The organism is Streptomyces sp. E11-3, from assembly GCF_046540415.1.
Taxonomy (GTDB): domain Bacteria; phylum Actinomycetota; class Actinomycetes; order Streptomycetales; family Streptomycetaceae; genus Streptomyces.
Genome location: NZ_JAZGRL010000002.1, coordinates 1 through 24,427, shown reverse-complemented (window position 1 = coordinate 24,427; position 24,427 = coordinate 1). Strand labels below are relative to the sequence as shown.

25 protein-coding genes and 3 pseudogenes are annotated in these 24,427 nt (G+C 67.6%); 23 read left to right on the top strand and 5 right to left on the bottom strand.

Features of this window, described 5'->3' with window-relative positions:
* Window positions 1–311 precede the first annotated feature (311 nt).
* The 13 genes and pseudogenes from U9R90_RS18815 (at window position 312) to U9R90_RS18755 (ending at window position 11,895) form a co-directional block, all read left to right on the top strand.
* Window positions 312–752 carry a hypothetical protein gene (locus U9R90_RS18815; protein WP_411057815.1) on the top strand — a complete coding sequence of 147 codons (441 nt, stop codon included), beginning with the start codon at window positions 312–314 and terminating at the stop codon, window positions 750–752.
* A 244-nt stretch (window positions 753–996) separates the two neighbouring features.
* The gene (locus U9R90_RS18810; RefSeq protein ID WP_411057814.1) at window positions 997–1,170 is read left to right on the top strand and encodes a hypothetical protein; all 174 of its coding nucleotides are present in this window, start codon (window positions 997–999) and stop codon (window positions 1,168–1,170) included.
* A gap of 27 nt (window positions 1,171–1,197) precedes the next feature.
* Window positions 1,198–1,521: an SH3 domain-containing protein gene (locus U9R90_RS18805; protein WP_411059732.1), complete on the top strand. Its 324-nt coding sequence runs from the start codon at window positions 1,198–1,200 to the stop codon at window positions 1,519–1,521.
* Window positions 1,522–2,047: 526 nt separating this feature from the next.
* The gene (locus U9R90_RS18800; protein WP_411057813.1) at window positions 2,048–2,488 is read left to right on the top strand and encodes a VOC family protein; all 441 of its coding nucleotides are present in this window, start codon (window positions 2,048–2,050) and stop codon (window positions 2,486–2,488) included.
* A gap of 2 nt (window positions 2,489–2,490) precedes the next feature.
* A pseudogene (locus U9R90_RS18795) lies at window positions 2,491–2,851 on the top strand (IS5/IS1182 family transposase); the annotation flags it as partial.
* Between the two features lie 1,417 nt (window positions 2,852–4,268).
* Window positions 4,269–4,730: a MarR family winged helix-turn-helix transcriptional regulator gene (locus U9R90_RS18790; protein WP_411057812.1), complete on the top strand. Its 462-nt coding sequence runs from the start codon at window positions 4,269–4,271 to the stop codon at window positions 4,728–4,730.
* A gap of 99 nt (window positions 4,731–4,829) precedes the next feature.
* Entirely contained in the window at window positions 4,830–5,546 is a 717-nt protein-coding gene (locus tag U9R90_RS18785) for a tRNA-dependent cyclodipeptide synthase (protein WP_411057811.1), read from the top strand.
* A 29-nt stretch (window positions 5,547–5,575) separates the two neighbouring features.
* A complete protein-coding gene (locus U9R90_RS18780; RefSeq protein WP_411057810.1) occupies window positions 5,576–6,817 on the top strand; it encodes a cytochrome P450, cyclodipeptide synthase-associated in 1,242 nt (413 codons plus the stop codon).
* A 55-nt stretch (window positions 6,818–6,872) separates the two neighbouring features.
* Entirely contained in the window at window positions 6,873–8,216 is a 1,344-nt protein-coding gene (locus tag U9R90_RS18775; RefSeq protein WP_411057809.1) for a DHA2 family efflux MFS transporter permease subunit, read from the top strand.
* A gap of 77 nt (window positions 8,217–8,293) precedes the next feature.
* Window positions 8,294–8,686 (top strand): nuclear transport factor 2 family protein, encoded by a 393-nt coding sequence (locus U9R90_RS18770; protein ID WP_411057808.1) that lies wholly within the window; start codon window positions 8,294–8,296, stop codon window positions 8,684–8,686.
* 398 nt (window positions 8,687–9,084) lie between these two features.
* Window positions 9,085–9,561, top strand: a pseudogene (locus U9R90_RS18765) (transposase); the annotation flags it as partial.
* A 337-nt stretch (window positions 9,562–9,898) separates the two neighbouring features.
* Window positions 9,899–10,861 (top strand): hypothetical protein, encoded by a 963-nt coding sequence (locus U9R90_RS18760; protein ID WP_411057807.1) that lies wholly within the window; start codon window positions 9,899–9,901, stop codon window positions 10,859–10,861.
* On the top strand, window positions 10,858–11,895 hold the full coding sequence (locus U9R90_RS18755; protein ID WP_411057806.1) for an alpha/beta hydrolase: 1,038 nt from the start codon (window positions 10,858–10,860) through the stop codon (window positions 11,893–11,895). Before U9R90_RS18760 ends, U9R90_RS18755 begins: the two co-directional genes overlap by 4 nt.
* A gap of 158 nt (window positions 11,896–12,053) precedes the next feature.
* Here U9R90_RS18755 and U9R90_RS18750 read toward each other — a convergent pair whose 3' ends face one another.
* Complete coding sequence (locus U9R90_RS18750) at window positions 12,054–12,710, bottom strand: alpha/beta fold hydrolase (RefSeq protein WP_411057805.1); 657 nt, start codon at window positions 12,708–12,710, stop codon at window positions 12,054–12,056.
* A gap of 698 nt (window positions 12,711–13,408) precedes the next feature.
* Here U9R90_RS18750 and U9R90_RS18745 point away from each other — a divergent pair.
* From U9R90_RS18745 to U9R90_RS18705, 9 genes and pseudogenes are all read left to right on the top strand, one after another.
* Window positions 13,409–14,248 (top strand): hypothetical protein, encoded by an 840-nt coding sequence (locus tag U9R90_RS18745; protein WP_411057804.1) that lies wholly within the window; start codon window positions 13,409–13,411, stop codon window positions 14,246–14,248.
* Window positions 14,249–14,753: 505 nt separating this feature from the next.
* Window positions 14,754–15,524 carry a hypothetical protein gene (locus U9R90_RS18740; RefSeq protein ID WP_411057803.1) on the top strand — a complete coding sequence of 257 codons (771 nt, stop codon included), beginning with the start codon at window positions 14,754–14,756 and terminating at the stop codon, window positions 15,522–15,524.
* Window positions 15,525–16,440: 916 nt separating this feature from the next.
* The gene (locus U9R90_RS18735; RefSeq protein ID WP_411057802.1) at window positions 16,441–18,183 is read left to right on the top strand and encodes a hypothetical protein; all 1,743 of its coding nucleotides are present in this window, start codon (window positions 16,441–16,443) and stop codon (window positions 18,181–18,183) included.
* A gap of 42 nt (window positions 18,184–18,225) precedes the next feature.
* Window positions 18,226–18,666: a hypothetical protein gene (locus tag U9R90_RS18730; RefSeq protein ID WP_411057800.1), complete on the top strand. Its 441-nt coding sequence runs from the start codon at window positions 18,226–18,228 to the stop codon at window positions 18,664–18,666.
* 429 nt (window positions 18,667–19,095) lie between these two features.
* A pseudogene (locus U9R90_RS18725) lies at window positions 19,096–19,247 on the top strand (helix-turn-helix domain-containing protein); the annotation flags it as partial.
* A 94-nt stretch (window positions 19,248–19,341) separates the two neighbouring features.
* On the top strand, window positions 19,342–19,680 hold the full coding sequence (locus U9R90_RS18720; protein ID WP_411054301.1) for a hypothetical protein: 339 nt from the start codon (window positions 19,342–19,344) through the stop codon (window positions 19,678–19,680).
* 277 nt (window positions 19,681–19,957) lie between these two features.
* Window positions 19,958–20,932 (top strand): epimerase, encoded by a 975-nt coding sequence (locus tag U9R90_RS18715; RefSeq protein ID WP_411057799.1) that lies wholly within the window; start codon window positions 19,958–19,960, stop codon window positions 20,930–20,932.
* A 32-nt stretch (window positions 20,933–20,964) separates the two neighbouring features.
* Window positions 20,965–21,111: a hypothetical protein gene (locus tag U9R90_RS18710; protein ID WP_411057798.1), complete on the top strand. Its 147-nt coding sequence runs from the start codon at window positions 20,965–20,967 to the stop codon at window positions 21,109–21,111.
* A 124-nt stretch (window positions 21,112–21,235) separates the two neighbouring features.
* Window positions 21,236–21,370, top strand: a complete 135-nt coding sequence (locus U9R90_RS18705; protein WP_411057797.1) for a hypothetical protein — start codon at window positions 21,236–21,238, stop codon at window positions 21,368–21,370.
* 530 nt (window positions 21,371–21,900) lie between these two features.
* On the opposite strand, the gene U9R90_RS18700 is transcribed toward U9R90_RS18705, so the two are convergent.
* Complete coding sequence (locus U9R90_RS18700; RefSeq protein WP_411057796.1) at window positions 21,901–22,029, bottom strand: hypothetical protein; 129 nt, start codon at window positions 22,027–22,029, stop codon at window positions 21,901–21,903.
* 207 nt (window positions 22,030–22,236) lie between these two features.
* Between U9R90_RS18700 and U9R90_RS18695 the strand changes: the two genes are divergently transcribed.
* Window positions 22,237–22,638, top strand: a complete 402-nt coding sequence (locus U9R90_RS18695) for a hypothetical protein (RefSeq protein WP_411059731.1) — start codon at window positions 22,237–22,239, stop codon at window positions 22,636–22,638.
* Window positions 22,639–22,722: 84 nt separating this feature from the next.
* Here U9R90_RS18695 and U9R90_RS18690 read toward each other — a convergent pair whose 3' ends face one another.
* From U9R90_RS18690 to U9R90_RS18680, 3 genes are all read right to left on the bottom strand, one after another.
* A complete protein-coding gene (locus U9R90_RS18690) occupies window positions 22,723–23,526 on the bottom strand; it encodes a terpene synthase family protein (RefSeq protein ID WP_411057795.1) in 804 nt (267 codons plus the stop codon).
* 159 nt (window positions 23,527–23,685) lie between these two features.
* Complete coding sequence (locus U9R90_RS18685; RefSeq protein WP_411057794.1) at window positions 23,686–24,135, bottom strand: polyprenyl synthetase family protein; 450 nt, start codon at window positions 24,133–24,135, stop codon at window positions 23,686–23,688.
* Window positions 24,114–24,341 carry a polyprenyl synthetase family protein gene (locus U9R90_RS18680; protein ID WP_411057793.1) on the bottom strand — a complete coding sequence of 76 codons (228 nt, stop codon included), beginning with the start codon at window positions 24,339–24,341 and terminating at the stop codon, window positions 24,114–24,116. Before U9R90_RS18680 ends, U9R90_RS18685 begins: the two co-directional genes overlap by 22 nt.
* Window positions 24,342–24,427: the final 86 nt, after the last annotated feature.

Genomic DNA, 24,427 nt, shown 5'->3' with positions numbered 1-24,427 from the left:
TTCTCATCGTGGCGGGTCGTCCCGGCGAGGACCTCAACCACCAGCCCGGGCACGGCGGTGGTGTAGGCCTCCCCCGCTCTGGTGCGTCCACTTCGCGGCGGACCGCTGGCTGCGAAATGCACCGCGACCTGGGCAGCGAGCGGTGCCGTCCACCAATCCCTCTCCCTGGAGAACGCCGCCCACACCGACCGCGAGCCTGCCGCCCGCATCATCCCCATGCCTCGAACACAGGGCAGCCCTCTCTGTCAGTGTCCCAGTCCACACTGGCGGGCACAGAGCGGCGAGCGACTGCTCTGACGGAGGGGGAGCTGATGCAATCGGCCGCCGAGAAGATGCGCGTGGGCGAGCAAGCTGAAGCGGCAGCGGAGGCCGCTCTCACTGCTGCGGGCTGGGAAGTGATCAACCTCAACGAGCTGGCGAAGAACTTTCGGTTCGCTGACCTTCTCGCGAAAAAGGGTTCCACACGGCTCTTTGTCCAGGTAAAAGGTACAACGACTAGCGAGGGGATGTTCGGTGCCCTGCCCGAACGCGCGCAGGGCTTGGACAGCCTCGCTGAGAACCTCGACGCCATCGCGCTCTACGCACTCGTCCATCTGACGCCACACGGGCCGGTCATCCGCTTCGGCCACGCTCAGCAAGTCGCCTTGCTCGCGGCCGAACGGATCGCCGCCTACCACGGCAAACTCCGCTACCACCTCTACATCACAGACTTCATCTTCGAGGCTGCGCATCTTGCGGAACTCGTTGAGTAACCGTTGGGTCAGGCGGCGGCAGGCACTTTGAGCTGTTGCCTCCACAGGGGGCATCTGCCTGCAGCTCTACTTCCTGGGGCAAGAAGGCTGACAACAGGTAAAGAAGGCGCGATGTACCACGGTCTCGAGGTGTGCCTGATCTTGTGGCTGACCACAGAAGGTGGCCCCGCCGCTCGACGGAGAGGCCCTTTCCCGTGCATCAGCGAGGACACTCTGTCCGTCCGGGTGATCCGTGCTCGATGACGTGACCTTGCGTGCCGCCGGAGCAGTTGAGCTGATCATCCGCAAAGCGATGATGCCGGCCCTCACGGCCGCGATGACGGTTCCGGCACTCGTCCTGTCGGCTGAGACAGCCCCGGCGAAGGTGGCCATCGTCGGTACCTCTTCCTGCGGGATGTCGTACGCCAAGGGGTACTGATGGACCTACCCAGCCGCCAACGTCAAGATCCGGTCCGGCCCGGGTACGAGCCACCCCGCACTCGGCCTTCTGGCCACGGGCACCGGCGTTGAGGTGAAGTGCAAGGCCAAGAAGGCCGGATGGATGCGGGTCCATGTGCTCAACGGCAAGCTGGACGGCCGCACCGGCCGGGTGGCCAGCAGGTACATCCGTCCGTCATGGGAACGGCCTGGATCGGCGGCTGAACGTCGTGCTTCTGGAACAGGACCAGGAGCAGCGCGGCGTACGTCGCAGGGACGGGCTCGGATGTCGCCGTGGCCGGGGTGGACAAGGATGTCCCATGCCGAAGCCCGCGGGTTCGCGGAGTCCTGACGCTCGAACGAGTGGAACCCGTACCGAGCTTCGGCGTCGTGCTGGCCCGGCGGGCGGGTTCTCACCCTGAAAGGCGTCTGTGAACGAACCCCCTCACTCCGCCGATCGAAGGCAACGAGCACCATGACCTGACCGAGGCTGTTCGTGGTCGGAGCCCCTGCTCGTGAAGGGCACGGGCAAGCCCGTCGCAACGAAGCTCCCACCCCAACCGTGTCGCGCTGAGAGGAAACAGCACGCAGTCCAGGATGAGGGACATACGTACAAGAGCCCGCCGAGGCTTGGTCACCTGATCGGCCGAGAGCGGGGACGGCACGCTGCGGCTGATCGTCTTCATGAGAGCGGCCACCTGCGCCGCACTCACCCTCGGCGGTGGCGCCTGGCTCGCGGGGCTGCTGTAGCGGTGCTGAGGCGCGATCCAGATTTTTCGGAGTTCGGCGGCCTGCGAATGTCGAGAACGTGCCACCGGCTCCGTCCCAGGGACATCAGCGGCCACCACCGGCCGCACGAGGAAGAAGGAGAAAGCAGCATGGCGATTCAGCGGATGGACAACGTCGGCATCGTCGTCGAGGACATGGATGCCGCCATCGCGTTCTTCGTGGAACTCGGTATGGAGCTGGAGGGCAGGGCGGAGGTCAAGGGCCGCGTCGCCGACCAGTGCACCGGACTCGAAGGCGTCCGCTGTGACATCGCGATGGTCCGGACCCCGGACGGTCACAGCCGGCTCGAGCTGGCGAAGTACCGCAGCCCGGCGGCGATCAGCGCCGGGCCACGCAACCGGCCGCACAACATTGTGGGCACGCACCGCGTCATGTTCGCGGTCGACGACATCGAGGACACCGTGGCCCGCCTGCGCCCTCACGGCGCCGAACTCGTCGGCGAGATCGCACGGTTCGAGGACCGCTATCTGCTCTGCTACCTCCGCGGCCCGGAGGGCATCATCGTCGGACTGGCCGAGCAACTGCGCTGAGAAGGACCGGCCGCGCGTGGGGCTATCTGCCGCACGACCTGCCTCCGCGCGGCCCGGTGTACTACGACTTCGCCAAGTGACGCGACGACGGCACCGACCAGGTCATCCACGACCTGCTGCGCTGGCAGGTCCGCGAAAGCAAGGGCCGCCTCGCCGATCCCGGCCTGGTGGTGCTGGATACCCAGAGCCTGCACGCGGCCGCCGGGGTGCCCGAGGACACGACAGGACGAGACGCGGCGAAGAGTGCCAGGCCGCAAGCGTGGCCCGGCCGTTGATGTGTTGGGCCTGGTGACCGCGGTGGTGGCACTGGCCACCTCCGGCCACGACAACGCCCCCGGCACCGCCCTGCTGGACGAGGTCGCCGCCGGGACCGACACGGTCAGAGCACCGTCCCGTCACCGCCGAATCACGGGTGTACTGGGCCCATAAGCGATGTGACGGGCCCGTCGGTTCACCGGCACCCCCACCTCCTGGCGCGGCGCATGAGCGAGGTCCCGCGGCACACCCTCGGCGCGCTGCTGGCCCGCCTGGAAGCCCGCGAACAGCAGAGCGCCGAGCAAGCGGGGCCACTCACGAGAAGATCGCGGAACTGACCGCGCTGCTGAGCGAGCTCGACCAGGCCACCGAATACATCAAGATCACACGCAGGACGCTCCTGGAACTGCCCGACGAGGCGTCCCCGCCGACGCCCGCGCCGACCACCACCGTGCCGGACAACGTGGCCTACCGGCAGATTCTGGCGGTGTTCGCCGAGGCCGACGGTCCGTTGCGGGCACGGCACGTCTGCGAGGCGATGGACCCGGAGATCGTGCCGAACAAGGTCAACAACTTCCACACCAAGCTCAAGCGCCTGGTCCGCCGCGGCGTCCTGATCGAGACCGATCCAGGACTGTTCCACCCAGCCACGACCGTAACCCCTCGACGAGTCCCCCGGTCAGTCCGCTCGCCTCAATCGCAACGACGAACCAGACACCCCGCCCTGATAGCGCCACTCGGTGAACATGAAGCGCAGCAGCATCACCATGACTTCTGCCGCGTAGGAGCCCAGCAACTGCCCTTCCCTGAAGAGGCTGGTTCGAGGCGGCCGTCGTGTGCTCGCCTCCCTGCTACGCAACCGATCCGCACGCGGCCCATGCCAGGCACCCCCATATCCTCGGTACCGCCGTACCCGCCACCCCGGAGGTATCCGATGACCAGCTCAGGCACACCGGACCAGAGTCCCGCAGGCCGACACGACCGCAGCACTGATGGAACGTCTGGCCGAACAGCTCGGTAGCCGGGCCTCGGTGACAGCCGTCTTCGGCGAACCGGTCACCAGCGGCAGGATCACCGTCATTCCAGTCGCCGAAATCGCCTTCGGATTCGCCGTGGGCACGGGCCCCGAAGCCGGAGCCGGCAACACCGGCGAAGGAGGGGGCGGAGGGGCGGAGCCGGCGCCCGCCCCCGCGGCTACATCGAGATCAAAGACGGCACCGCCACCTACAAACCCCTCCGAGCCCCCTGGGTAAACGTCGCCGTACCGCTCGCCGCCCTCCTGGCAGGAACCGTCGTCCCCCTGCTCGTTCGCCGCCTCGCCAAGCGCCGCCCTCGCTGAACAACTGAGGTTCTCGGTTGCCTCAACCGCAACGACGAACCAGACATCAACTCAGGCACCACCCTCCCGTATGCGATCGCTTCCGTACGTCCATAGCCCCCATATGCCGCCCTGAACGGTGAGCACATGCGACGCGCGAGATGCGTGCACTGGACACGCGTGCACCGTGCACGCTACGTTGATCGCGTGGAATACGACACCTTCGGTGCGGATGTGGCGGAAGCACTCGGCGTGCTTCTGCGGCGCGAGATGCGAGTGCAGGTCTACGGCGAACTGACGCGGGACGTCGCAGAGGGGGTCGACGAGGTCTCCTACCCGGTGATAAGCGGGTTGGCCCGTCGCGGCCGGTGCACCGCCGCCGAGCTGGCGGGAGACGTGGGACTGGACCGTTCGGTGGTCAGCCGCCGGGCGACCGCACTCCAGAACGCCGGCCTCCTCACCCGAGCCCCGGATCCTCGCGACAGCCGAGGCACACTGCTGATGCTCACCCCGAAGGGGCAGGAGGCAGTGCGGACGATGCGCGACCGCCTCGCACAGCTGATCGGGGAGCACCTCTCGGAGTGGCCGCCCGAAGAGGTCGCCGTCTTCGTGAAAATCTTCCGACATTTCGTCGAGTGCGGACTCTTCACGCAGCGAGACAATTCCTAGGTAATACCTGAAACCTTTATTTGAAGGACGAGACCGGATCTCGCCCGGTGGATCAGTGCTGCCTGAAACAGGCGCACTTCCAGAGTGGGAGAACAAAAGATGACAGCCACATCAGCCCCCGTGCGCGCGTGCGAGTTCGCCGCTACACCAGCCACGGGAAACTGCGCGGAGATATACGTGCGCAGAAAACACGTCCTCATCGGCATAAGCCCGTTCAACAGCCGGTTCTCGGACGAGTACGTCACCCGGCTCATCCGCTGGGCAGCCACCAGTTTCGACAGCTTCGATGTGCTACTGGCCGGCGACGAGTCCGCACTGCAACTGGAGGCCATGGGTACGCCGGAGGGCAAGGCCCGCTACAAGGCGAGGCGTGCAGTCAAGCGGAACCGGCGCTCCGTCGAGGACGCCTCCAGCGCGCTGGGCCTGACCGAGGCGGACACCAGAGTCGTTTCGATATCCGAGTTCACCAACCATTCCACCTACCGGAAGTGCAAGGCGGAGAGCGAAGCCGCCTTCCAGACTAATGCGTTGTTCCGTTCGGCCTGCCTGGAGATGGCGGAGAAGGCCATTCTGGGGCGCCTGCGGACCGTATACGGAATAGTCGAGCCCATTACCGCCGAGCAGGCCGAACATGCCGCCGCCTATGTGATGGCGGAACTTCCCTTCTTCTTGGAAACCCCGGCCGTACTCGACGTCGAGGAATCCCTGCTCGCCTATCACCAGCCCTGGGAGCTGGGAGAGAAGATCTTCGCGGGAGATTTCACGCTCTTGGCCAACCCCGCGCAGGGATATCTCGCTCTCACCGAAGCGACCTGAAGCACACCCCCTTCGAGAAAGGCCGTTCCATGACCACTGTTGCCCCGAAGTTCAGCATCCTGTCCGAGGACTTCGCCCGTAACCCCTACCCGTACTTCCCGATGCTCCGCCAAGAGACCCCGGTCCACTACGAGCCGGACATCGACAGCTACTTCCTCTCCCGCTATCAGGATGTGCGCCGGGTCCTGACCGAGCACGAGGCGTTCACTAGCAAGACGCTCACGGTGCGGGCCGAGCCGGTGATGCGCGGACCGGTGCTGGCGCAGATGACCGGGGCGGAGCACACCGCGAAGCGGAAGATCGTGGTGCGTGGGTTCACCGGCGCCGCGCTCAAGGACCAGGTCCGGGCAATCCACGCGAATGCCGAGGAACTCATAGCGCCCTTCCTCGGGCGGGGTCAGGTCGACCTGGTCAACGACTTCGGCAAGCCGTTCGCCGTCTACGTGACGCTCGACGTGCTCGGCCTGGACAAGAACGACTGGCGGCAAGTCGCCGCCTGGCACCACGGGGTCGCAGAGTTCATCACCAGCATCACCCTCACCGACGAGCGCCGTCGGCACTGCCTTCAGTGCGCCGAGCAGCTGGAGGCGTACCTGGTGCCCATCATCGAGCAGCGCCGCACGGAGCCCGGGGACGATCTCATCTCCCGGCTGCGCACAGCGGAGTTCGACGGCATCGCCATGAGCACACGGGACGTCACCGCACTGATCATCAACATCCTGGCAGCCGCGACCGAACCGGCCGACAAGACCCTCGCGATGCTCTTCCACCACCTCATCGACCGGCCCGAGACGATGGCCCAGGTCCGCAAGGACCCCGAGCTGCTGCCCGCGGCGATCGCCGAGACGCTGCGCTTCACACCGCCGGTCCACCTCATTCCCCGTCAGGTGAAGCAGGACACGGAGTTCTCCGGGACCGTCGTCCCGGCCGGGTCGACGGTGTTCTGCATGATCGGTGCGGCCAACCGTGACCCGGAGGCGTTCACCGACCCCGACACCTTCGACATCCACCGCGCCGACCTGGGAACAGCCCGCTCGTTCACCGCCGCCGCCCAGCACCTGGCCTTCGGCACCGGCCTACACCAGTGTGTCGGCGCCGCGTTCGCCCGCGCGGAGATCGAGACGGTCGCCGCGATGCTCCTCCCCTTGCTGCAGGACGCACGCTACTCGGCCGGTTACACCTACCAGGAGAGCGGCCTGTACACACGCGGGCCTCTCTCCCTGGATCTGGACTTCACCCCGGTGGCCGGGGGTGTGCCGGGCCGTGACTGACGTACGCGGACTTCCTGCCGTGACGTCGGACCGGCTGGATGCCCACACTCGGAGCATGGTGGTGGTACTGCTGTTCGGGGCGGTCCTGCCGCTCCTGGACACCACCGTCGTCAACGTCGCCCTCGATGACCTGTCGAAGGCCTTCGACGCCCCGGTCTCTACGGTGCAGTGGGTAGCCACCGGCTACGCCCTGGCCTCGGCCGTGGCCATCCCGGTCAGCGGCTGGGCCACCCACCGCTACGGCGGCAAGCGCATCTGGCTGACGGCACTGACCCTGTTCCTGATCGGTTCGATAGCCTGCGGTCTGGCGTGGAACATCACCAGCCTGATCGTCTTCCGCATCGTGCAGGGCATCGGCGGCGGTCTGTCCATGCCCATCCTGCAGACCCTGCTTGTGCAGAGCGCGGGCAAGCGGCAAGCCGCTCGGGCCATGGGTGCGGTCGGCCTGCCCGCTGTCCTGGCCCCGATCCTCGGCCCGATTCTCGGCGGTCTGCTCCTGGACTCGGCGGGCTGGCGCTGGATCTTCTTCATCAACGTGCCGATCTGCCTGGCCGGCATCACCCTCGCCGCCCGCCGCCTGCCCGCCTCCCCGACCGATCACGACCGGGCGCTCGACGTTCCAGGGCTGCTGCTGCTCTCACCGGGACTGGCCTTGTTCGTCTTCGGTCTGTCCCAGCTCGGTGACGGAACCGGCCGCAGCTGGACTACTCCTGTGGCGATCGGTGCCGGGGTCGTACTCATCGGCGGTTTCGCGGTGCGAGCACTGGGAGCTGCCACGCCGCTGGTCGATATACGGCTCTTCGCTCGTGCCCACTTCCTGGGCGCCTGGTCCGCGCTGTTGCTGACCAGCCTTGCCTTCTACGGGGCACTGCTCCTGCTGCCGCTGTACTACCAGCGGGCCTGGGGCTACACGCCGCTCCAAGCGGGTCTTGTCCTCGCGCTGCAGGGCATCGGAGCCTTCGCCGCCCGCTCGGTGGCCAACCGGGTCACCGCACACATCGGCACCCGTGGCACAGTCCTGGCCGCCCTCGCCCTGGCCGTCGCCGGCACCGTGCCGTTCGCGGCCGCCCCCGGCACGGGCAACGGCTGGCTGCTGGGGGCCGGGCTCGTCCTGCGGGGCGCAGGCGTCGGCGCGGTGACCATCCTGACCATGGGCGCCTGCTACCACCACATCGAGCGCACGGACATCGCGCATGCCAGCACCACCAGCCGCATCGCCACCCAGCTCGGTGGCGCCTTCGGCTCGGTAGTCGTCGCCACCGTCCTCACCGCCCAGACCGACACCCACCAGACAGCAGCTGGGCAGTTCGCGCCGAGCTTCTGGTGGCTGATGGCCCTCACCGCCTGTACCGCGCTGCCCGCCCTGCTCCTTCCGCGCGGAGTGGTCGAACGTCGCTGAAAATCAGGGCCGGGCCTTCTCGTTACATGAGGAAGGCCCGCTCCCGTCCACCGACCGCATGCCGAGGAAAGACCATCGTGGACCCTACGAACATCAACGCCACACTCACCGACCTGCTCTTCACCACGGGGCTTGCCCTGGAAGAGGCAGTCGAGCGGCACTTCGCCCCTGATTATCGGCAGCGTACCGATGGGGTGTGGACCAACCGCGCACAGTTCACGGAGCACATCGCCTGTCTGAAGCAGCTCATCACCAGCGGCAGCATCGAGGTCCATGAGGAACTCCGTCACGGACACCTCTACGCGGACCGGCACACCGTCACCCTCCGAAAACGCGACGGAACCACCGCCCGCTCCGAGGTCTACCTCTTCGGTGAGTACGCCCCTGATGGCCGCTTCCTGCGCATTGAGGAGACCACTCTCCTACTCGACGGCACGACTGCCGATCGTACGCTGGGCGCCATCCGCTGACCTCGCCGAGGCTCGTACCAGGCCGGGCCGGCCTTTTCGCTCTATGGGCGGCCCCACTTCTTTGGCCATCGGTAGCTCCGGCAGGCGTTCGAACAACCACAGAACCTGGACGCCCCTGTTGGCCGAGGAAACGGGCGTAGGAGAGGCGGGTGCCACAGGCGGTGCAGCGGAAGAGCATGGCAGTGGCCCCCTCACCGAGGTGGGGCAGGAACTGCTCGAGTTGGGCCGCGTCGTGCCGGCCGTCCATGCGCAGGTCCTGCCTGAGCCGGTCGAGGGCCTCAGAGTGGGTCGCCAGTTCGCCGTATCTGTCAATCCCCGAGTCGGACTCCGTTAGGTCTTCACGTTCGGCACGTTCAGGGGCACGTGGGATCCGTGGACGTAGGGCAACCTCAGGGTCTGCGGGCAGACTTGATGGAAACGAGCAGAACCTCCAGCAATTCGTGAACCAGTCTCCGTGGGATCCGCTGCCGGTCCGGCGTCGCATCGCCGCGCGCGTGGCGAGATCTCTCGCCCCCGACGCGTGGGCGATCGATGGCGTGTCGGTGCCCAAGGACGGCCGGACGGCGGTCGGGGTGGCGCCGCAGTACTGCGGCGCGCTTAGCAAACGTGCGAACTGCCAGGTCGCGGTGAGCGTCCACGCGTTCACCGCCACGGCATCCTGCCCGCTGCAGTGGCGGCTGTTCCTGCCCACCGAGTGGGCGGATGACACCGAGCGACGGGCCAGTACGCACGTCCCCGCCGATGTCGGGCATCGGGAGAAGCGACTGCTCGCCCTGGACATCCTTGACGAGCTCACCACCTGGGGACTGACCCCGCAGGTGATCGCGGCCGATGCCGCTTACGGGACCAACGCCCGATTCCGGGGGGGCACTGACCGACCGCGCAACGCGGGCCGATGCGGTCCCGCTTCGCCGCCGTGCGGGTCCGCCCGGCCGGCAAGGCCCTCGAGCGCCCCCCTCAAAGCGGCCGCCTCCGCCGAACAGGTCTGGTGGGACGGCAGACTGCCCGATCTATGGCTGCTCGCCGAGTGACCCGCCGCCGCGGCTCCCACTGACTACCGGCTCTCCAACCTGCCCGACGACACACCCATCGACTACCTGCACCACCTGCCACCGTCCCCTACCAGCCCCCCACCTGGCCAGACACGTGAGAGCCCCGCAGACCTCACGGAGACCTACTAGTGTGTTCGACTCCTTGAGGGAAGGTACCCGCATGACGGATCCGGCCGCTCCACAGGAGCACCCGCACACACCCGAAGTCCCGGATTCGGCAAGTGCGGTGTGGCTGAAGGGACAGCTGCTGGGGGTCGCCACCGCCCTGTACCCGGACCGCCGGCCTGTCGTGGTCCGCGGGTGGAGCGACCCGGTACGGCTTGCCGCCCCGGCGCCGGTCGGTCACCGTCACCTGTTCCTCATCGGTGTCGGTGGCGACGATCGACCGTCCTCCCCCGATTTCGCCAACGCCATGGACGCCTTCACCGAGGCCGGCTGGACCGTGCGACGGCGAGATCGCGGCCGCCCCGGGGAGAGTTGGGCGACGGTCCGACGTGAGGACTTCGAGGTCAAGGTCTACGAGGGCGCGGGGCCCGGAATTCTGACTTTCACCGGTTGGACGCCGGTCGTGTTCACCGAACAGCGGCTGGCTCAGCCGCTGTTCACGCCCAGCACGATCGACATCGATGGGGTGGTGTGCGAGGACTGCCAGGGCTGGGGGGTGTGTCTGCTGTGTGAAGGCAGGCCCTACACCGGTGGCAGCGGTGGCTATGGGCGATGCTGGTGTGCCGGGAACAACGCGGGTCCAGGCAACTGCGTGGAGTGCGCCGGGCGAGGCTACGACCCCGGGCAGGATGTGGCGTGGAAGCGCAGACAACACGGGCTTCCCGATCCCGCGGGCGGCAACCCGTTCGCTGCCTTCGGTCCCTTCGACATCCCCGACGCGCCCACCCGGATACCCGCCGAGGAGGGGCACGACTCCAACACCGCCGCGTTCGTCGACGTAAGCCAACGGCATTGCGCGTGTGGGGAGTTCCGCTGCTTCTGGCGCAACATCCTGTCCGATGAAGGTGATCACCGGCTCTCCCGGTTCGCCGCCGTCTGTCAGGGATGCGCTGCCCACCGCGCCTACGCGTTCCGGCTCCCGCCACGCTCGCGCGCAGGAAGGGACAGCCTGTCATGAGCCCGCGTGACCTGCCGTCGGAGCCCGGCCCCGACGCGAAGACCTGGGATGCGGTTCCTTTCGACCCCGAGCTGGGTGCGGCCCTCGCGGCCCGGGGAAACGGGGCGAGGGAGCCGCTGACCCTGGCCAATCTCGCGGCCCGGCAGGAGCGGGACGCCGCGGCCCGGCCCAGGCCGACGCTTGAGGAACTCCGGGCCGACGGCCTCTTCGAGGTCGAGGATCTGCGGGTGCCGGGAGCGGCGGACGGCCAAGGCCTCACGCTCGTGAGCGCACGGCCCGCCGGCATCACGGGATCGCTCCCCCTCCTTTACTACCTGCACGGCGGCGGCATGATCATGGGCAACGCGTGGTCCGTGCTTCCACGCCTGCTGCACGACTGGGCTCTCCCCCTCGGGTTGGCCGTGATCTCCGTCGAGTACCCGTTGGCGCCGCAGGCGCGCTACCCCACAGCGGTGGAGGGCTGCCACACCGGACTGGTCTGGGTGGCCGAACACGCGACCGACCTGGGCATCGACGCGCACCGCGTCGTCATCGGGGGAAAGAGCGCCGGCGGTGGACTCGCCGCGGCACTCAGCCTCCTCACCCGTGACCGAGGCGGGCCCACACCGATCGGGCAACTGCTCATGTCCCCGATGCTGGACGACCGCGACACCACCATCTCCAGCCATCAGATGGACGGCGTCGACACCTTGGACCGCGCCTCGCTCGCGACCGTCTGGCAGGCCTACCTCGGCGACCGCCACGGCGCCGCGGACCTGCCGTCCTACGCGGCCCCCGCCCGCGCTACGAACCTGTCCGCACTCCCTGCGACATACGTCGATGTCGGGTCGGCCGAGATGTTCCGGGACGCGGGTGTGGCGTACGCGAACGCCATCTGGCAGGCCGGCGGCCAAGCCGAACTACACGTATGGCCCGGGGCATTTCACGGCTTCGACACCTTCGCACCACGGGCGGCGCTCAGCCGGGACGCCCGGGACGCCCGCACCCGCTGGCTTCGCCGCATCGTCGTGTCACCCGAGGCCGGCGTACAGTGATTCCTAATGCTGTTTGTCAAGCCGCGTGAGCGGTGGGAGGCACGGCCTCGTAGGTCCGTCCGTCGCGTAGGAGTGCCCAGAGGACGTTGACGCGGCGACCGTCCACACGCCACGGCCTGGACCGCGACTCATGGTTGGCGGGTGGGACGGAAGTTCTCTTACAGGAACGCCGAAACCGCCTCGGTGAACAGCTCCGGCGCTGCCCGGTGGATCAGATGTCCAACCGGGATGGTGACGCCTCGCCCGCCGGGGATGCGGCGGGCCAGCTCGGCGACGCCGTCCTGGGGAACATGGCTGTGTGGGCCACCAGCGAGCACGAGGGTCTTGGCGGTGATCTGGCTGAGTCGCTCCAGCCACCTGGGGTCAGGCACATCGATCTGCCGCCTGACGGCCAGCACCATCTCCCAGTCAAAGGTCAGGACGCCGCCCGGCCTGGTCAGGGTGGTCTGCTCCCGGGGACGCGGGATTGGAACGTCCTCCAGGATGAGCCTGCTCACCCGCTGCGGATGGTCCTCCGCGAGCAGGTAGGCCACGATCCCGCCCATGGAGTGCCCAATCAGATCCACTGGGCCAAGTCCCAGTGCGTCCAGGACCTGGAGCACATCAGCCTGCATGAGTTCGAGCGAGTAGTCCCCCGGCCAGTCGCTTCGGCCGTGACCGCGAAGATCGAGGGCATACACCCGCCGACTCCGGGCGAGGGCGGGCACAACCGCCTCCCAGTCAGTGGCATCTTCACCCAGCGCGTGCAACAGGACCAGCGGCGGAGCATCCGGCGGACCCGATATCCGATAGGCCAGTCTTCCGGGTAGCCGCACTCGCGGGCCAGGTCCGCCCAGTTGTTGGCCTTGATGAGCCGACGGCAGCGTTCGCACGCCTTCCAGAGCATCGTGGCGATGGGCAGGCCGATCCGGATGCCCGAGTCCGGGACCAGCTCGGCGGGCTGCCCGGCCTGCCCGGCCGGAAGGCCCACACCACCGGCGGCGATTCGACGCCGACCATCGGCCCGTTCGGGGAGAAGTCGCACGCGGCTCCCGCGTTCTCCATGTTCATTGGCTCGGCGGTGGCGGCTTCCTCCCGCGGGGCGGGGATGCCAGTGATCGCCTCGAAGACGGTGTTGGGCTGCTCCCCCATGTTGATCACAGCGTCCGGGGCTTCCACATGTTGATCACTCTGGCCAACATGTGGAACTCCGGGCCGTCCCGGTGCCGTTCCGAGCGCCGGAACGGGTGGGGGCTTATGAGTACCCGTCGTTCGGAGGGACCGATTCGGACCGGCGCCGGGCGGTCGGGCACCCCGGGGAGATCAAGCTGTGGTTCGCTCTGTACCCACGCAACGGATGTCCGGGGAGAGGAACGTGATGGCGCGCAAACTAGCGGCGGCGGCAGCGGCGGTGTTGGCGTTGGTGGTGGTGTCCGGATGCGGCAACGGTCAGGCAGGCAGGCCGCCTTCTCCCCCGGCATCAGCCTCTTCGGCCCCGGCACCGCCGCCGGTCGGAGCGGACGGCATACCGATAGTGGACAGCCACACGGACGCGGAGCGGCTACCCGCCCTGCCACTGGACGATCCGAAGTGGTCGCCCGCCGAGCTGGAGCCCTGGGGGCAAGTCGACGAGGCCAAGGCCAGGTTGACGCAAGAGTGCATGCGCCGTAGAGGCTTCGACGACTTCCCCCTGCACCCCGCCCCCGCCGAGCCGATCGGCGATGACCCCGCACCTGCTGTGGCGACGGGTATGAGCTTCAGCAGCCGCTTCCACCCCACCGATCCGGGATACGCGAAACGCTGGGGATACGGCTACGACCCCGACGCCAGCCGTAAGAGCATGGAGAGGTACCTGCGCGAGGAGAAGGCCAAGAACACGGGCCGCCCGCTGACTCCGGCCGAAGACGACGCCGAATACTCCTGCCGCCCGGAAAGCTCCGACTCCAGCCGCCTCACCAAGGGTGTCTCCGGAACCGGCCCCTACCACCTGCGCGACTTCCTGTCGTATATCGACACCCGGAAGATGACGGTAGCGGAGCAGGCGGAGAAGGACCCGGAGCTGAAGGAGGCCTTCGCCTCCTGGTCGGTCTGCATGACGGACAAGGGGCAAAAAGCGTACGAGTCGCCGGGCGCCGCCGGAAAGTACTGGCGGGACAAGCAGTCCAAGGACATGAAGCAGGGCGCGTTGGCGACCTCAACGGCGATTGCGGACGTGGAGTGCAAGTTCGAACACAACACGATCGGTATCTGGTGGCACGTCCTGAAACGGCATGAGGAGGCCGACCTCAAGCGTCACAAAGACCGCTACGGCCAGGTACGGAAGGACATGGACGCATACCTCTCCAACGCCCGCGCTGTGCTGGAGAAGAGCTGAGCTTGACTCTGTCGGCAATCTTGGGGCCGTCGAGGTCAGCTGCCCAGGGTTCGCCAGGACTTCGACCGGGGTGTTTCGCGCTGGTCAGGGTAGTTCTGGGAGGCAGTCGGTCAGCGGGGGGGTGGGGGCTTCCTCGGTTGGCGGCAGTCCGCTGAGGCGCTCGATGCTGACGGTGATGGCCGTCAGGACGTGAGCAGGCGCGAGACCCGGACGCCCATCCCGCGGGTACCAATCGGCGAAGTCCCCGTCACACCACAGCCCGTCCAGCCGGTCGCGCGCCCATATCGCGGTTGCGCCGCCCGGGTTGCTGGCCCGCGCGACCTGCGCGGTCAGAGAGAGACTTGCTCGCCGGAACGCGGGCGGAGCGTCAACGGGTTTCCGAACCGTGATCTACGTGCATACAACTCCAGGTGGATCTCATCTGTCTGCTCAGATGCCGGAGGGTGCACCCTCCGGCATCTGACAGTGCGCATGTGCGTATGCCGTAGGAGAGATCGAGGATCAGGTGGGGAAGAAGGCGTGGAGAGTCGCGGTGGCCGGTGGGGCGGCCGCAGTGCTCACGGCGGTCGCGACGGTGCCGGCCGGGGCCGCTGAGAACGGGGTCGCGTTCACTCGGGTCAAGGTGAACGGCGGCAAGCCGATCGTGGTCGGGATATCGAAGGAGGTCGCGGTGCCCGCGTCCTTCCGTATGTCGACCACCCTGAGGTGGGAAGGTCCGATGGTGTTCCCGTACCGCGGGAAGCTCGGCTCGGGCGACGAACTGTGGCACGCCATCGAGACCAGCGACTGCATCACCGTGAGCAGGGGTGTCTGCGACTTCAACGAGACGCTGTACCTCGACCCGAGTGAGTACAGCATGCGGAACAAGGACGCCGGCGCCTGGAAGACCGCGGCCCGTGTGTATTTCGTGGGCGACGGCCACGACGCCGACGACGAGGACCTCACGGTCTACGTCAAGCGGAACACCCGCCTGAAGGTCAACGCGTCCCCCGAACCGGTGACCAAGGGGAAGACCATCACCGTGACGGGCAAGGTCACGCGGGCGAACTGGGAGACCCGCAAGTACGCCTCGTACGGCGGCCGGAAGGTGAGCCTGCAGTTCAAGCCCGTGGGCGCCACGTCCTACACCACGGTGAAGAAGGTGTACGCGGACGGCTCGGGTGTGCTCAAGACGACGGTGACGGCCGGAACGTCGGGCACGTGGCGCTGGCGCTACTACGGCAACACCACAAGCGGACCCTCGACTTCGACCGGGGACCGCGTCGTGGTGCAGTGAGCCCGGCGACAGACCGCGACGAGTGGCAAACCGTCCTGTAGTGAACGCGCAGGACGTCCCCGGTGGGTTGTGAGAGCTGGGCCGTATCGTGCAGTTCGTCGACTGCGTCGAGCAGTGCCGCATGGTGTGGCGACCATGCGGCACTGGCTGCGACGCCGGTTGGCCGGGGCGGTATTTGCGCCGGTGGTACTCCGGTGTCCGTGTGTCCGGCGGAGGCCTGTTCGACCCAGGATTCAGCGGAGACGCGACGCTCTGCCGTGACGAGAATCAACGTTACGAATGTGCTGCGCTGCCCGGACATTACCTTCGGGTCTCAGGTTCGGAGATCAGCATGTCGCGCGTCGACGTGGCTCATGACTACGAATCGCTCTTCGAGACTATCCTCTTCGAGCGGAATGCCTGTCGCTGTCGTTGTTCCCTTATCGGCCAGGAACATCGTCGGATGTTGAGGAGGACACGGTTCGGGAACTCTGCGGGTCTTGTACCGGCCTGACCCCCTGGTTCGGTTCGCCGCGTATCAGCCGGATCAGTTTCCTCTTTTGCCACGGCCTTGCCCTCTGCTTGGTAGACCCTTAAGCGCGGTGCAGTCGACCGGCCCGAAGAAACTGCCTCACCGGGTCGGCTCCCGCGGACGCGCGCGTCGGTGCCGGCTCGGTCCGCCTTCCCTCCTGGGTCGCCTCGGCGGACTGCAAACGCCGCACCGACTCGGTGTGGAGGGCGAAGTCCTGCAAACCCTGGTGGAGCGATGGATTGCCGTCGACATCGGTGGGACACTCGTTCGGTGGAATCGGGTAGGCACTGCTCTCTGGACGGCCGGGCCTGGACAGACCTGATCACCAACGCCGCGGCCATCACCACGGAGGACGAGGACGACCCTCGTCCGTGGTTAGGACTGACGGCTGGTGGAGCACGAAACGTGTCTGCCTACATCCATGAGTGGACCCACCACTGGTGCTTCCATTCGGCGGTGGGAAACGCGCTCGTCGCCCTGGCCGTCCGCGCCGACGGCAACGCTCAGGTGTGCCTGCTACGCCGGGTGGTGTCCGAGTCGGCAGCGGAATCCGCAGAACTCGACGTGATGGCGCGGTCGTTCGCGGAGTTGGCCGAGGAGTTCGGTGGTCTGGGTCGGCGGGTGCCGCCCTTGCCACCCGCCGAGCTGAGTGAGGCCGAGTGGGCGGTGCTGGACGCCATGGTCCGGTTCCACATTGCCGTACGCCTGTTGAGGCCGCTTGCCGAGGGCCTGGCACTGTTCGCCGAGCACGACGCGGTATCCAGACTCCAGAGTCGAGCAGCCAGCTCGCTCACCTGGAACCTGGCCTTCCACTTCAGCGACCGCAGGATACTGGCAACGAACGACACGGTGGTCGAACCGTTCGCCTCCATGGCAGCTGCTGCCTCGGTCCTGCATGACGCCAGACTCAGTCCGGACGGGCTGGCAGCGAAAGCAAGCCTGCTCGCTTCTCCGTTGAGCGCCGCTGGGCAGGGCTACCTTCCCGGCTATCTGGCCATCAAGAGCCTGTGGTGGCACCTGTGCAAGCAGGACTCCCGGCTCGCCACCGAGACGGACCTGGCACTCACATACCTGCGCGCCTACTTCTACGACGACCCTGAGCTGGTCACGCTACTCCTCTCCCCCGACCACGCAGATCCTCTGGTCAGCGCACGCCGCATCGCCCTCCGCCTGCAGCAACGCCTCATCGACTTCGAGCGAATAACGGCAGGTGACATCAGGGCGTTCGAAGACCATCTGATCAGCTACGGCGAGACCGGCGAGCGGAACGGGACTCCCGGCATTCTTGCTGATGGCGCCTCAGATCTCACTGCGACCGTTGTCGCCGAGGTGCTCAGTTCCCTGCACGAAGGCCGACTTCGGGAACTGCTCGGCGAGAAATTCTCGTTGGCTCAGCACCAGATTCTCGTACGGACGCTGAATCGGCGCCCCTACCTCACCGTGAGCCATGTTCCGGTGGAGACGTATACCCATGGCGGGGGCGCGGGCATGGATGTCTCCTGGCAAGGACAACACCTGTTCACCGCCCCAGCGTCGGACCTGCAGCCCGGGACCCGGCCCGGCGTTCGCAAGGCCCGGCTAGAGGTACTGGCGGCCCAGACGATGAGCCCGGAGGGCTCCCTGGGGCGAGGCGCCTTCGTCACAGACGGAGACCGCCTCCTCTCCTTCACCATGATCGAGGAAAGCGATGTGAGGTTACGAGAGAAGATGCTGGAGCACTACTGGGAACGCGGCGCGCTCACGGCCGCGCCACTGCACGCCGTCGCTGACGCTCTGGTGACGGCCTCGCCCGAACTGAAGATCCCCTTCGACCACATCATGGACCAGGCCGACCAGGAAGCCGACAGCCTGTACCGCGACACTGCTCTGTGGACGGCACGTGACCACACAGCAGCCGACCGGAGCGCCGAAGTGATGCGGGAGGACGGCATGTTGCCCCTGCTCGGCTCGGTCCGGCTGCTGAACTGCCTGGCCCTGCTGGGCCTTGCCACCGGACTGCACCCGCTCCGCGAGCAGACTGCCGACGTGTTCCGTGCATTCGGATTCGACCTCGACTGGACGCTGAATCAGCTGGACAGTTGTTGGAACACCCACGGCTATCCACCCCGCGTCGGGCAGTCGGCCCCCCTCCTGCTCAGTTGGGTGTGACCATCGTGAACCGGATGCGCCCCACCAACGAGGAGCAGCCGCATGTCCGACACGCAACACCAACCCTCCCTGATCGTCGAGGGACTTCGGCTCATCGAATTCCACGAACTGAGCGAGAACCTCCCCGAAGGGGCCATCCGGAAGCAACCGCCCCCGGCCACCACAGACACGCATGGCGAGCTCGGCACCATCATCGCGATACTCACACTCACCACCGCCACGCTCCAGACCCTCGCCGCATGGCTGCAGACCCGACAGGCACGCAGCGGCCGACGAGCCGGCCCGACAGACCCGGAACAGAGTTCCGCGTACACGATTGAACGGCGGGCCGACGGGACGGTCGTACTTCGGGTCCCGCGTCTGACTGACACCCAACGCCCTGCCTCCAGTGAACCGGCAGGGACGTCCCAGGCCCCGACAGACCTCCTCCGGGACCTACAGGCACACATCGAGTCCCTCTTCGGCCCGAGCACGCCTGAATGACCCCACCCGACCGGGACATTTAAGGCTCTTCACGGACCCGTTCTTCATCGACCAGGCCGCCATGTCGTCGGTCCCTACCTCGCCCCGCCGGGGAATGCCCCGCCCCTGGCCGTCCTGCGGGTTGGTGGTGACCAACAGCCTGGTGCCGGGCTCCTCGGCGTGTTCCACTGCGTAGGTGAGCGAGGTCCAGCTCACTGCCTGGTCGTAGGGCGGCCTGCCCGGAGCCTCCAGCTGTAGGTGGGGTGGTGAGCGCGTGCGGAGACGACCTGTTCGAGTTTACGGACGCACTGCTATGCGCGGATGGCCTGGTGCCCGCGCCCGTTGACGTGTCGTCAGTGGCCGGGCACTGTCGGGGCCACGGTGGCGTGTACGACGCGTTGAGCTGCGGGAACGTCGATGTGCCCCGGCTGCGCCACGTGCTGGCCCTTCGGCCTGGCCTGCCTGGCCGCTCGCTGGGCGGGCGGCCGTCCTCCGCCTGCTCAGTCGTGATGACGAGGACTTCGTCGTCGATACGGCCACCACCCGCCCCACCAAGCTTGGTCAGCCCTTTCACCCGCTGGTCGCTGCGAAAACTCGTCGCCTAGGGTGATCCGCCGCTCCGTCCTGCCCCTGGAGATACGCGACCAGAAAAATCGCGGCAGGAACTGCGGTGGGCTCCGGCGCGTCGAGGCGGGTATGGACGATGTGGATCACCAGACCCGTGGATGCGCCGGACTTCTGATCGCAGGTGCGGGCGGCGCCTCGACAGCCGTGCTGGCCTGGGCGCCGCACGCCCGCGTCAGCGTCACCGGTGGATTCGAAGAGATCCACCGGGACCTCAGTGTGCTGTACGTCGACCTTCCGCTCATCGCGCTCGGCGGCGCGCTCGTACCGGTCGTCGCCTGGTCGCTGACCCTGCGCCTGCTGGGCCGGCCGTGGGCCGCGGCGCTCGTCGCCGTGGCCGCGCTCGGCATCGGAGTGTGGGGGCTGACCACGTGGTGGACGCCGTACGAGCGGCCGGAGTTCACGGGCTAGGTGCCGAGCGAGGTGGGAGCGGACCCATCTCCTGTCAGCGGACCGCTGCCTCGCTGACCCGCTGACCGTACAGGCCCGCTGGCGACAGCTGGCCACCCAGCGCAGCGACACATGGAAGCGACCCGGCAGGCGCGCCCGGACCCGCCGCACTCCGCGGTACGCGAGGTACCGTGATGCCGCTCCGCCCGCCCGGTCGGCCGACGGCCATGCCGCGCTCTGTCCCGTACGGGCAGGTCGTACGCTCGCTGTGCAACGTACGGCGTCCGAGGAGAGACCAGTGAAGATCGTGCTGCCGGGAGGGACCGGCCAGGTAGGCGGCGTGCTGCGCCGGGCGCTGACCGCTGCGGGCCACGAGGTCGTGGTCCTGACCAGACGCCCGGTGCGGGACGGCGAGATCCACTGGGACGGCCGGACGCTCGGCCGCTGGGCGGAGGTGATCGATGGCAGTGACGTCGTGATCAATCTCGCGGGCCGCAGCGTCAGCTGCCGCTACACCGACGAGAACCTCCGCGCCATGATGGACTCGCGCGTGGACTCCGCACGGGTCGTGGGCGAGGCGATCGCCGCCGCCCACAAGCCGCCCCGGGTCTGGCTCCAGATGAGCACCGCCACCATCTACGCCCACCGCTTCGACGCGCCGAACAACGAGGCCACCGGGGTGATCGGCGGCGATGAGCCCAGTGTCCCCGGCTACTGGGCCTACAGCGTGGAGATCGCGCAGAACTGGGAGCGGGAGCAGGAGCGGGCCGCGACGCCGCAGACGCGCAAGGTGGCCCTGCGGTCGGCGATGGTGATGAGCCCTGACCGTGGCGGCGTCTTCGACTACATGCTGTGGCTGGCGCGGCTAGGCCTCGGCGGCCCGGTCGCGGGCGGTGCCCAGTACGTGTCCTGGATCCACGACCGTGACTTCGTACGCGCCGTGGAGTTCCTGATCGGCCGGGACGACATCACTGGGGCGGTCAATCTCGCGGCTCCTGGTCCGCTGCCGCAGCGGGAGTTCGCGCGTGCGCTGCGCGGCGCCTGGGGCATGCCGGTCGGACTGCCCGCAACGCGGTGGATGGCCGAGATCGGTGCCTTTGTTCTCCGTTCCGACACCGAACTCCTCCTGAAGAGCCGGCGGGTGGTGCCCGGGCGGCTGAGCAGCGCCGGGTTCACCTTCGACCACGGTTCCTGGCCGCAAGCAGCCGCCGACCTCGTGCGACGGGCGCGTCGTGAGCGGTCCGGCTCCCGACGGACGGCAGCACGTTCCTGACCGCGCTCATCGCGGCAGCCGCACTCGACCCGGTGGCCATCTCCAGCAACGGCTATCACAGCGGCGGCTTCCATCGAGTCGAGTACGAGGGCGCATGGACCCAGAACATGAAGTTCGATCAGCCGGTGCAGCACGTGTGGATCGTCCATGGACGGCGAGAACAAGCGGAAGAACCGTGAACCCCGCCCGCCCTGGTAGCCCTCGATGACCAGTTCGGAGCCGTCGGCGTCGCAGATATCGGCATAACTGTGACGGAGAACCGGTCGGGATGCACCGCGACAGAGCCGGTCCCACCATGGCGCCATGGACATAGCGACGGTCCGCGCGGCCGCCTCCCGGGTGAGGTGTGCGCTGGAGGAAGCGAAGGCACGCGGCGAGCTGGAGGTGTACGAGGCGGACTTCCGCGCGGTTCCTGCGGCGAGGCGACCCGGCTCTTGAGTGAGTACCTCTCCGACCAGGGGCTCGGGGAGTGGATCTACGTGCGGTCGAGCCGACCAGGGGCTCGCGAAAGGGACACAGAAGAACACGCCTGGGCGGAACGGGACGGCGTGATCGTGGATGGGCCCGCTGACGACTGGTACCGCACGCTGGGCCGCATGAGCGCTCGCTGAGAACCCGAACGCCGGACATGGGGAGCCTATCCGGGGTCCAGACCTGGCGCGGACTCGACGGTGTCGCGGGGTGGGCGCTTCACCCCCGCCCCCGAGGGGGTGCAGGAGCCCGCTGGACGGACCGGCGGCCTGGAGGGAGGGGCGAGGATGCCGAGCCAGGGCGTGTGAGGCGACTACGCGGAAAGCCGGGCGGCCGAGCGGGAGCGCGAGGAGAATCAGACCGACGCGATCGGGGAGGGCCTGGCGGCCGTCGCGTACGCGCTGCTGGACGTCGCTGCCGCGATCCGGGAGCACACCGAGGCCCGCAAGCGGGCCCCCTTGGCGCCTGACCTCACTCTGCACCATCCGCGGCCTGTGTCAGTCGATGTACCTACTGGCCACCCGGCCGGTGCGGCCGTCGAGCTTGCCGTTGTGAACGTAGACCCGCATCCTTCCGGCCTTCTTGGCCTTGCACTTCACGAGGGCCGTCATCATCGCGCTACGCATGATCGGCTCAACCACTCCAGCGGCCCGCGGGGTCACTTCATCGAGCACAGATCACCCCGGACGGGGTCTCCTCCCCGGTGCGCGGGAAGGGGTCCCGTCGCCGAGCGGTGGGGCCCCGGCCTTGGGACTGGTAGGCCCGCGTGTTCAGGAGTCGCGTATTCGCCGTAGCCGTCGGCCGACCGTCACCCTGTGTCGGTGCTCTGCGGCATGATGACCACCGTGAACACCGAGATGCTGATAGACGTCTGGCAGCGGCTTCTTGCCGACCCTCACAAGTCGTGGGTGCTGTTCGAGCATGGCACTTGTGTCGTGCTGACCGCCCCGGATGGAGAGCTGGCTGAACAGGCCACCGAGATCCTGAAGGAGTTCGGCCCGGTGCATGCCGGATCTTCGGCAGGAGACTTCGGGGTGATCGACCTCAAGGATGCCGAGGGATGGGTCGTCACGGGGCACCACAGCGACGTCCTTACCTATGTCGGCACCGATGAGCCTAGGGATGAGTCGGAGATCGCTGTCGGGCTGTTTGGACGTTCCAAGCGCCACCGGGACGGCACCGAACTTCACGTCGTCCACGTTGAGGACAAGCGAGGCTCAGCGGACCCAGCGTGAGTTCCCGCGCTTCACCGCCGGTGGTCGCCGGGGGCGTATCGGCTCCAGGATCGCCTCATGGTGAGGCATCCGTGCCTGTAGGCGTCATCGCCTCGTGGAGATGGGCTTCGACCGGGCCCAGGTGCTGGTCAAGGGCCACGACGATTTCGTCCGGAGGTTGAGAACGCGGATGCTTCCACTCTCGAACTGCAGGGTGATCCGACGGCCAAGTCGAGGTTGTCGTGCCGGTAGCGGAACCGAGGTCGTCCAAGTGCGGCCACCTGTGCAGGAGGGACGACCAGGCAGGACATAACCGTCGACGAGGTCGTTCAGCGCGGTCAGCGGTTCCATGCCGATGCTGCCGCGGCGGATCATCAGGTAGGTGTCCACGTCGGGGCAGACTCCCCGGCCGCGGTGGCAGGTTTCCCAAGCCAGGCCGGAGAACAGGGTCTGCATACCGCAGACCCAACGCTGGGACTGTTCGTACGTCGCGCAGGCGTCGACGCGCCGGCGCAGGTCGCGCAGTGCGCGGGCCCAGGGATTGGCGGGGAGCAGCGGCGCCCAGGGAGCCTCGACGACGCGGCTCATGGTGCCCAGGAACTCGATCGCTTCCCCGGGACGGTCGCCCAGCGCACCCTCCTCGAAGTGGCAGTCGTCGAAGGTGAATCCCCAGTACATGAAGTCGGCCGCGATCTGGAGACGGTCGGGGAACGCGTGAGGCATCGCTTGCGGGATGACGATGCCTGCCTGGGCAGCTGCGAGCGCGTCGAGCCGTCGGCCGTCCGCGTACGCGCCCATCTCGGTGATCCACTCCAGAGCCTTCTGCTCGACATCCTGTGCGTCGGGCCGGTTCGCAGGGGGGATGGGGCAGTAGAACACGGGGATCGTCAGCGCAGTGCCGGTGCTCATACAACCTCGTCTCGTACAGCGGGTTCCACGCTCTTGGTTCAGTGGTCGCGGTGGATCGCCTCGGCGGCCAGAGCCCTCAGGGCCACTCGTCCCCGTGAGGTGATGCCCTCGCATTCCAGGCAACGCAACGCCAGGTCGACCTGCCGCCCGGCTTCGGCCTCAGCGGCCGACCCGCCCTCCGGCGTTCTCGATCGCCTCCATGAGCTCTTGCAGCCACACGGGGCCGAGGCCGCCGTCCCCGTACAGGCGCTCGACCTGCCGGGCTGGTTTCCCGCCGGCCTCCAAGGCGGCGAGGACCGGCAGAGTCCTCCTCCGCGCCAGCAGATCGGCGCCGACCGGCTTGCCCGTCAGGGCAGCATCACCCCAGATGCCCAGCATGTCGTCCACGCACTGGAAGGCCACGCCAAGGTGGCGTCCGAAACAGCCGAGAGCCCCCACTGCTTCGGGGGTGGCTTGAGCGAGGATCGCGCCCAGGACACACGCGGTCGATGCGAGCGATCCAGACTTGCCCGCCGCCATCACCAAGTAGTCATCCCTTGAGACGTCACCGCCCCGCTGGAAGGCCATGTCGGCGCTTTGACCATGCATCAGGTCCTGCAGAGACCGCACGACCGCTTCTCCTGCCGCCGGATGCCCTGGTCTGTCACCACGCGCAAGGCCAGCACCAGCAGCGCGTCACCCGTCAGCAGCGCGGTCGGCACGCCGAACTCCACCCAGGCCGCCGAACGGTGACGCCGCGTGCGATCGCCGTCCATGATGTCGTCGTGCAGCAAGGTGAAGTTGTGCAGCAGTTCCACAGCGACGGCCCCCGCCACCGCGTCGGCCTCCCGCCCACCACCGGCTAGCTGTATTGATCATGAGCGTTGTTGACACTCGCGGGTCTTGATCATGGCGAAGACCT

What these genes read in the sequence shown, in the direction of transcription:
- U9R90_RS18815 (WP_411057815.1), top strand. Translation starts at nt 312, where the DNA reads ATGCAATCGGCCGCCGAGAAGATGCGCGTGGGCGAGCAAGCTGAAGCG.
- U9R90_RS18800 (WP_411057813.1), top strand. Translation starts at nt 2,048, where the DNA reads ATGGCGATTCAGCGGATGGACAACGTCGGCATCGTCGTCGAGGACATG.
- U9R90_RS18785 (WP_411057811.1), top strand. Translation starts at nt 4,830, where the DNA reads ATGACAGCCACATCAGCCCCCGTGCGCGCGTGCGAGTTCGCCGCTACA.
- U9R90_RS18780 (WP_411057810.1), top strand. Translation starts at nt 5,576, where the DNA reads ATGACCACTGTTGCCCCGAAGTTCAGCATCCTGTCCGAGGACTTCGCC.
- U9R90_RS18775 (WP_411057809.1), top strand. Translation starts at nt 6,873, where the DNA reads ATGGTGGTGGTACTGCTGTTCGGGGCGGTCCTGCCGCTCCTGGACACC.
- U9R90_RS18760 (WP_411057807.1), top strand. Translation starts at nt 9,899, where the DNA reads ATGACGGATCCGGCCGCTCCACAGGAGCACCCGCACACACCCGAAGTC.
- U9R90_RS18755 (WP_411057806.1), top strand. Translation starts at nt 10,858, where the DNA reads ATGAGCCCGCGTGACCTGCCGTCGGAGCCCGGCCCCGACGCGAAGACC.
- U9R90_RS18730 (WP_411057800.1), top strand. Translation starts at nt 18,226, where the DNA reads ATGTCCGACACGCAACACCAACCCTCCCTGATCGTCGAGGGACTTCGG.
- U9R90_RS18720 (WP_411054301.1), top strand. Translation starts at nt 19,342, where the DNA reads ATGGACGATGTGGATCACCAGACCCGTGGATGCGCCGGACTTCTGATC.
- U9R90_RS18705 (WP_411057797.1), top strand. Translation starts at nt 21,236, where the DNA reads ATGGACATAGCGACGGTCCGCGCGGCCGCCTCCCGGGTGAGGTGTGCG.
- U9R90_RS18700 (WP_411057796.1), bottom strand. Translation starts at nt 22,029, where the DNA reads ATGCGTAGCGCGATGATGACGGCCCTCGTGAAGTGCAAGGCCAAGAAG.
- U9R90_RS18695 (WP_411059731.1), top strand. Translation starts at nt 22,237, where the DNA reads ATGATGACCACCGTGAACACCGAGATGCTGATAGACGTCTGGCAGCGG.
- U9R90_RS18690 (WP_411057795.1), bottom strand. Translation starts at nt 23,526, where the DNA reads ATGAGCACCGGCACTGCGCTGACGATCCCCGTGTTCTACTGCCCCATC.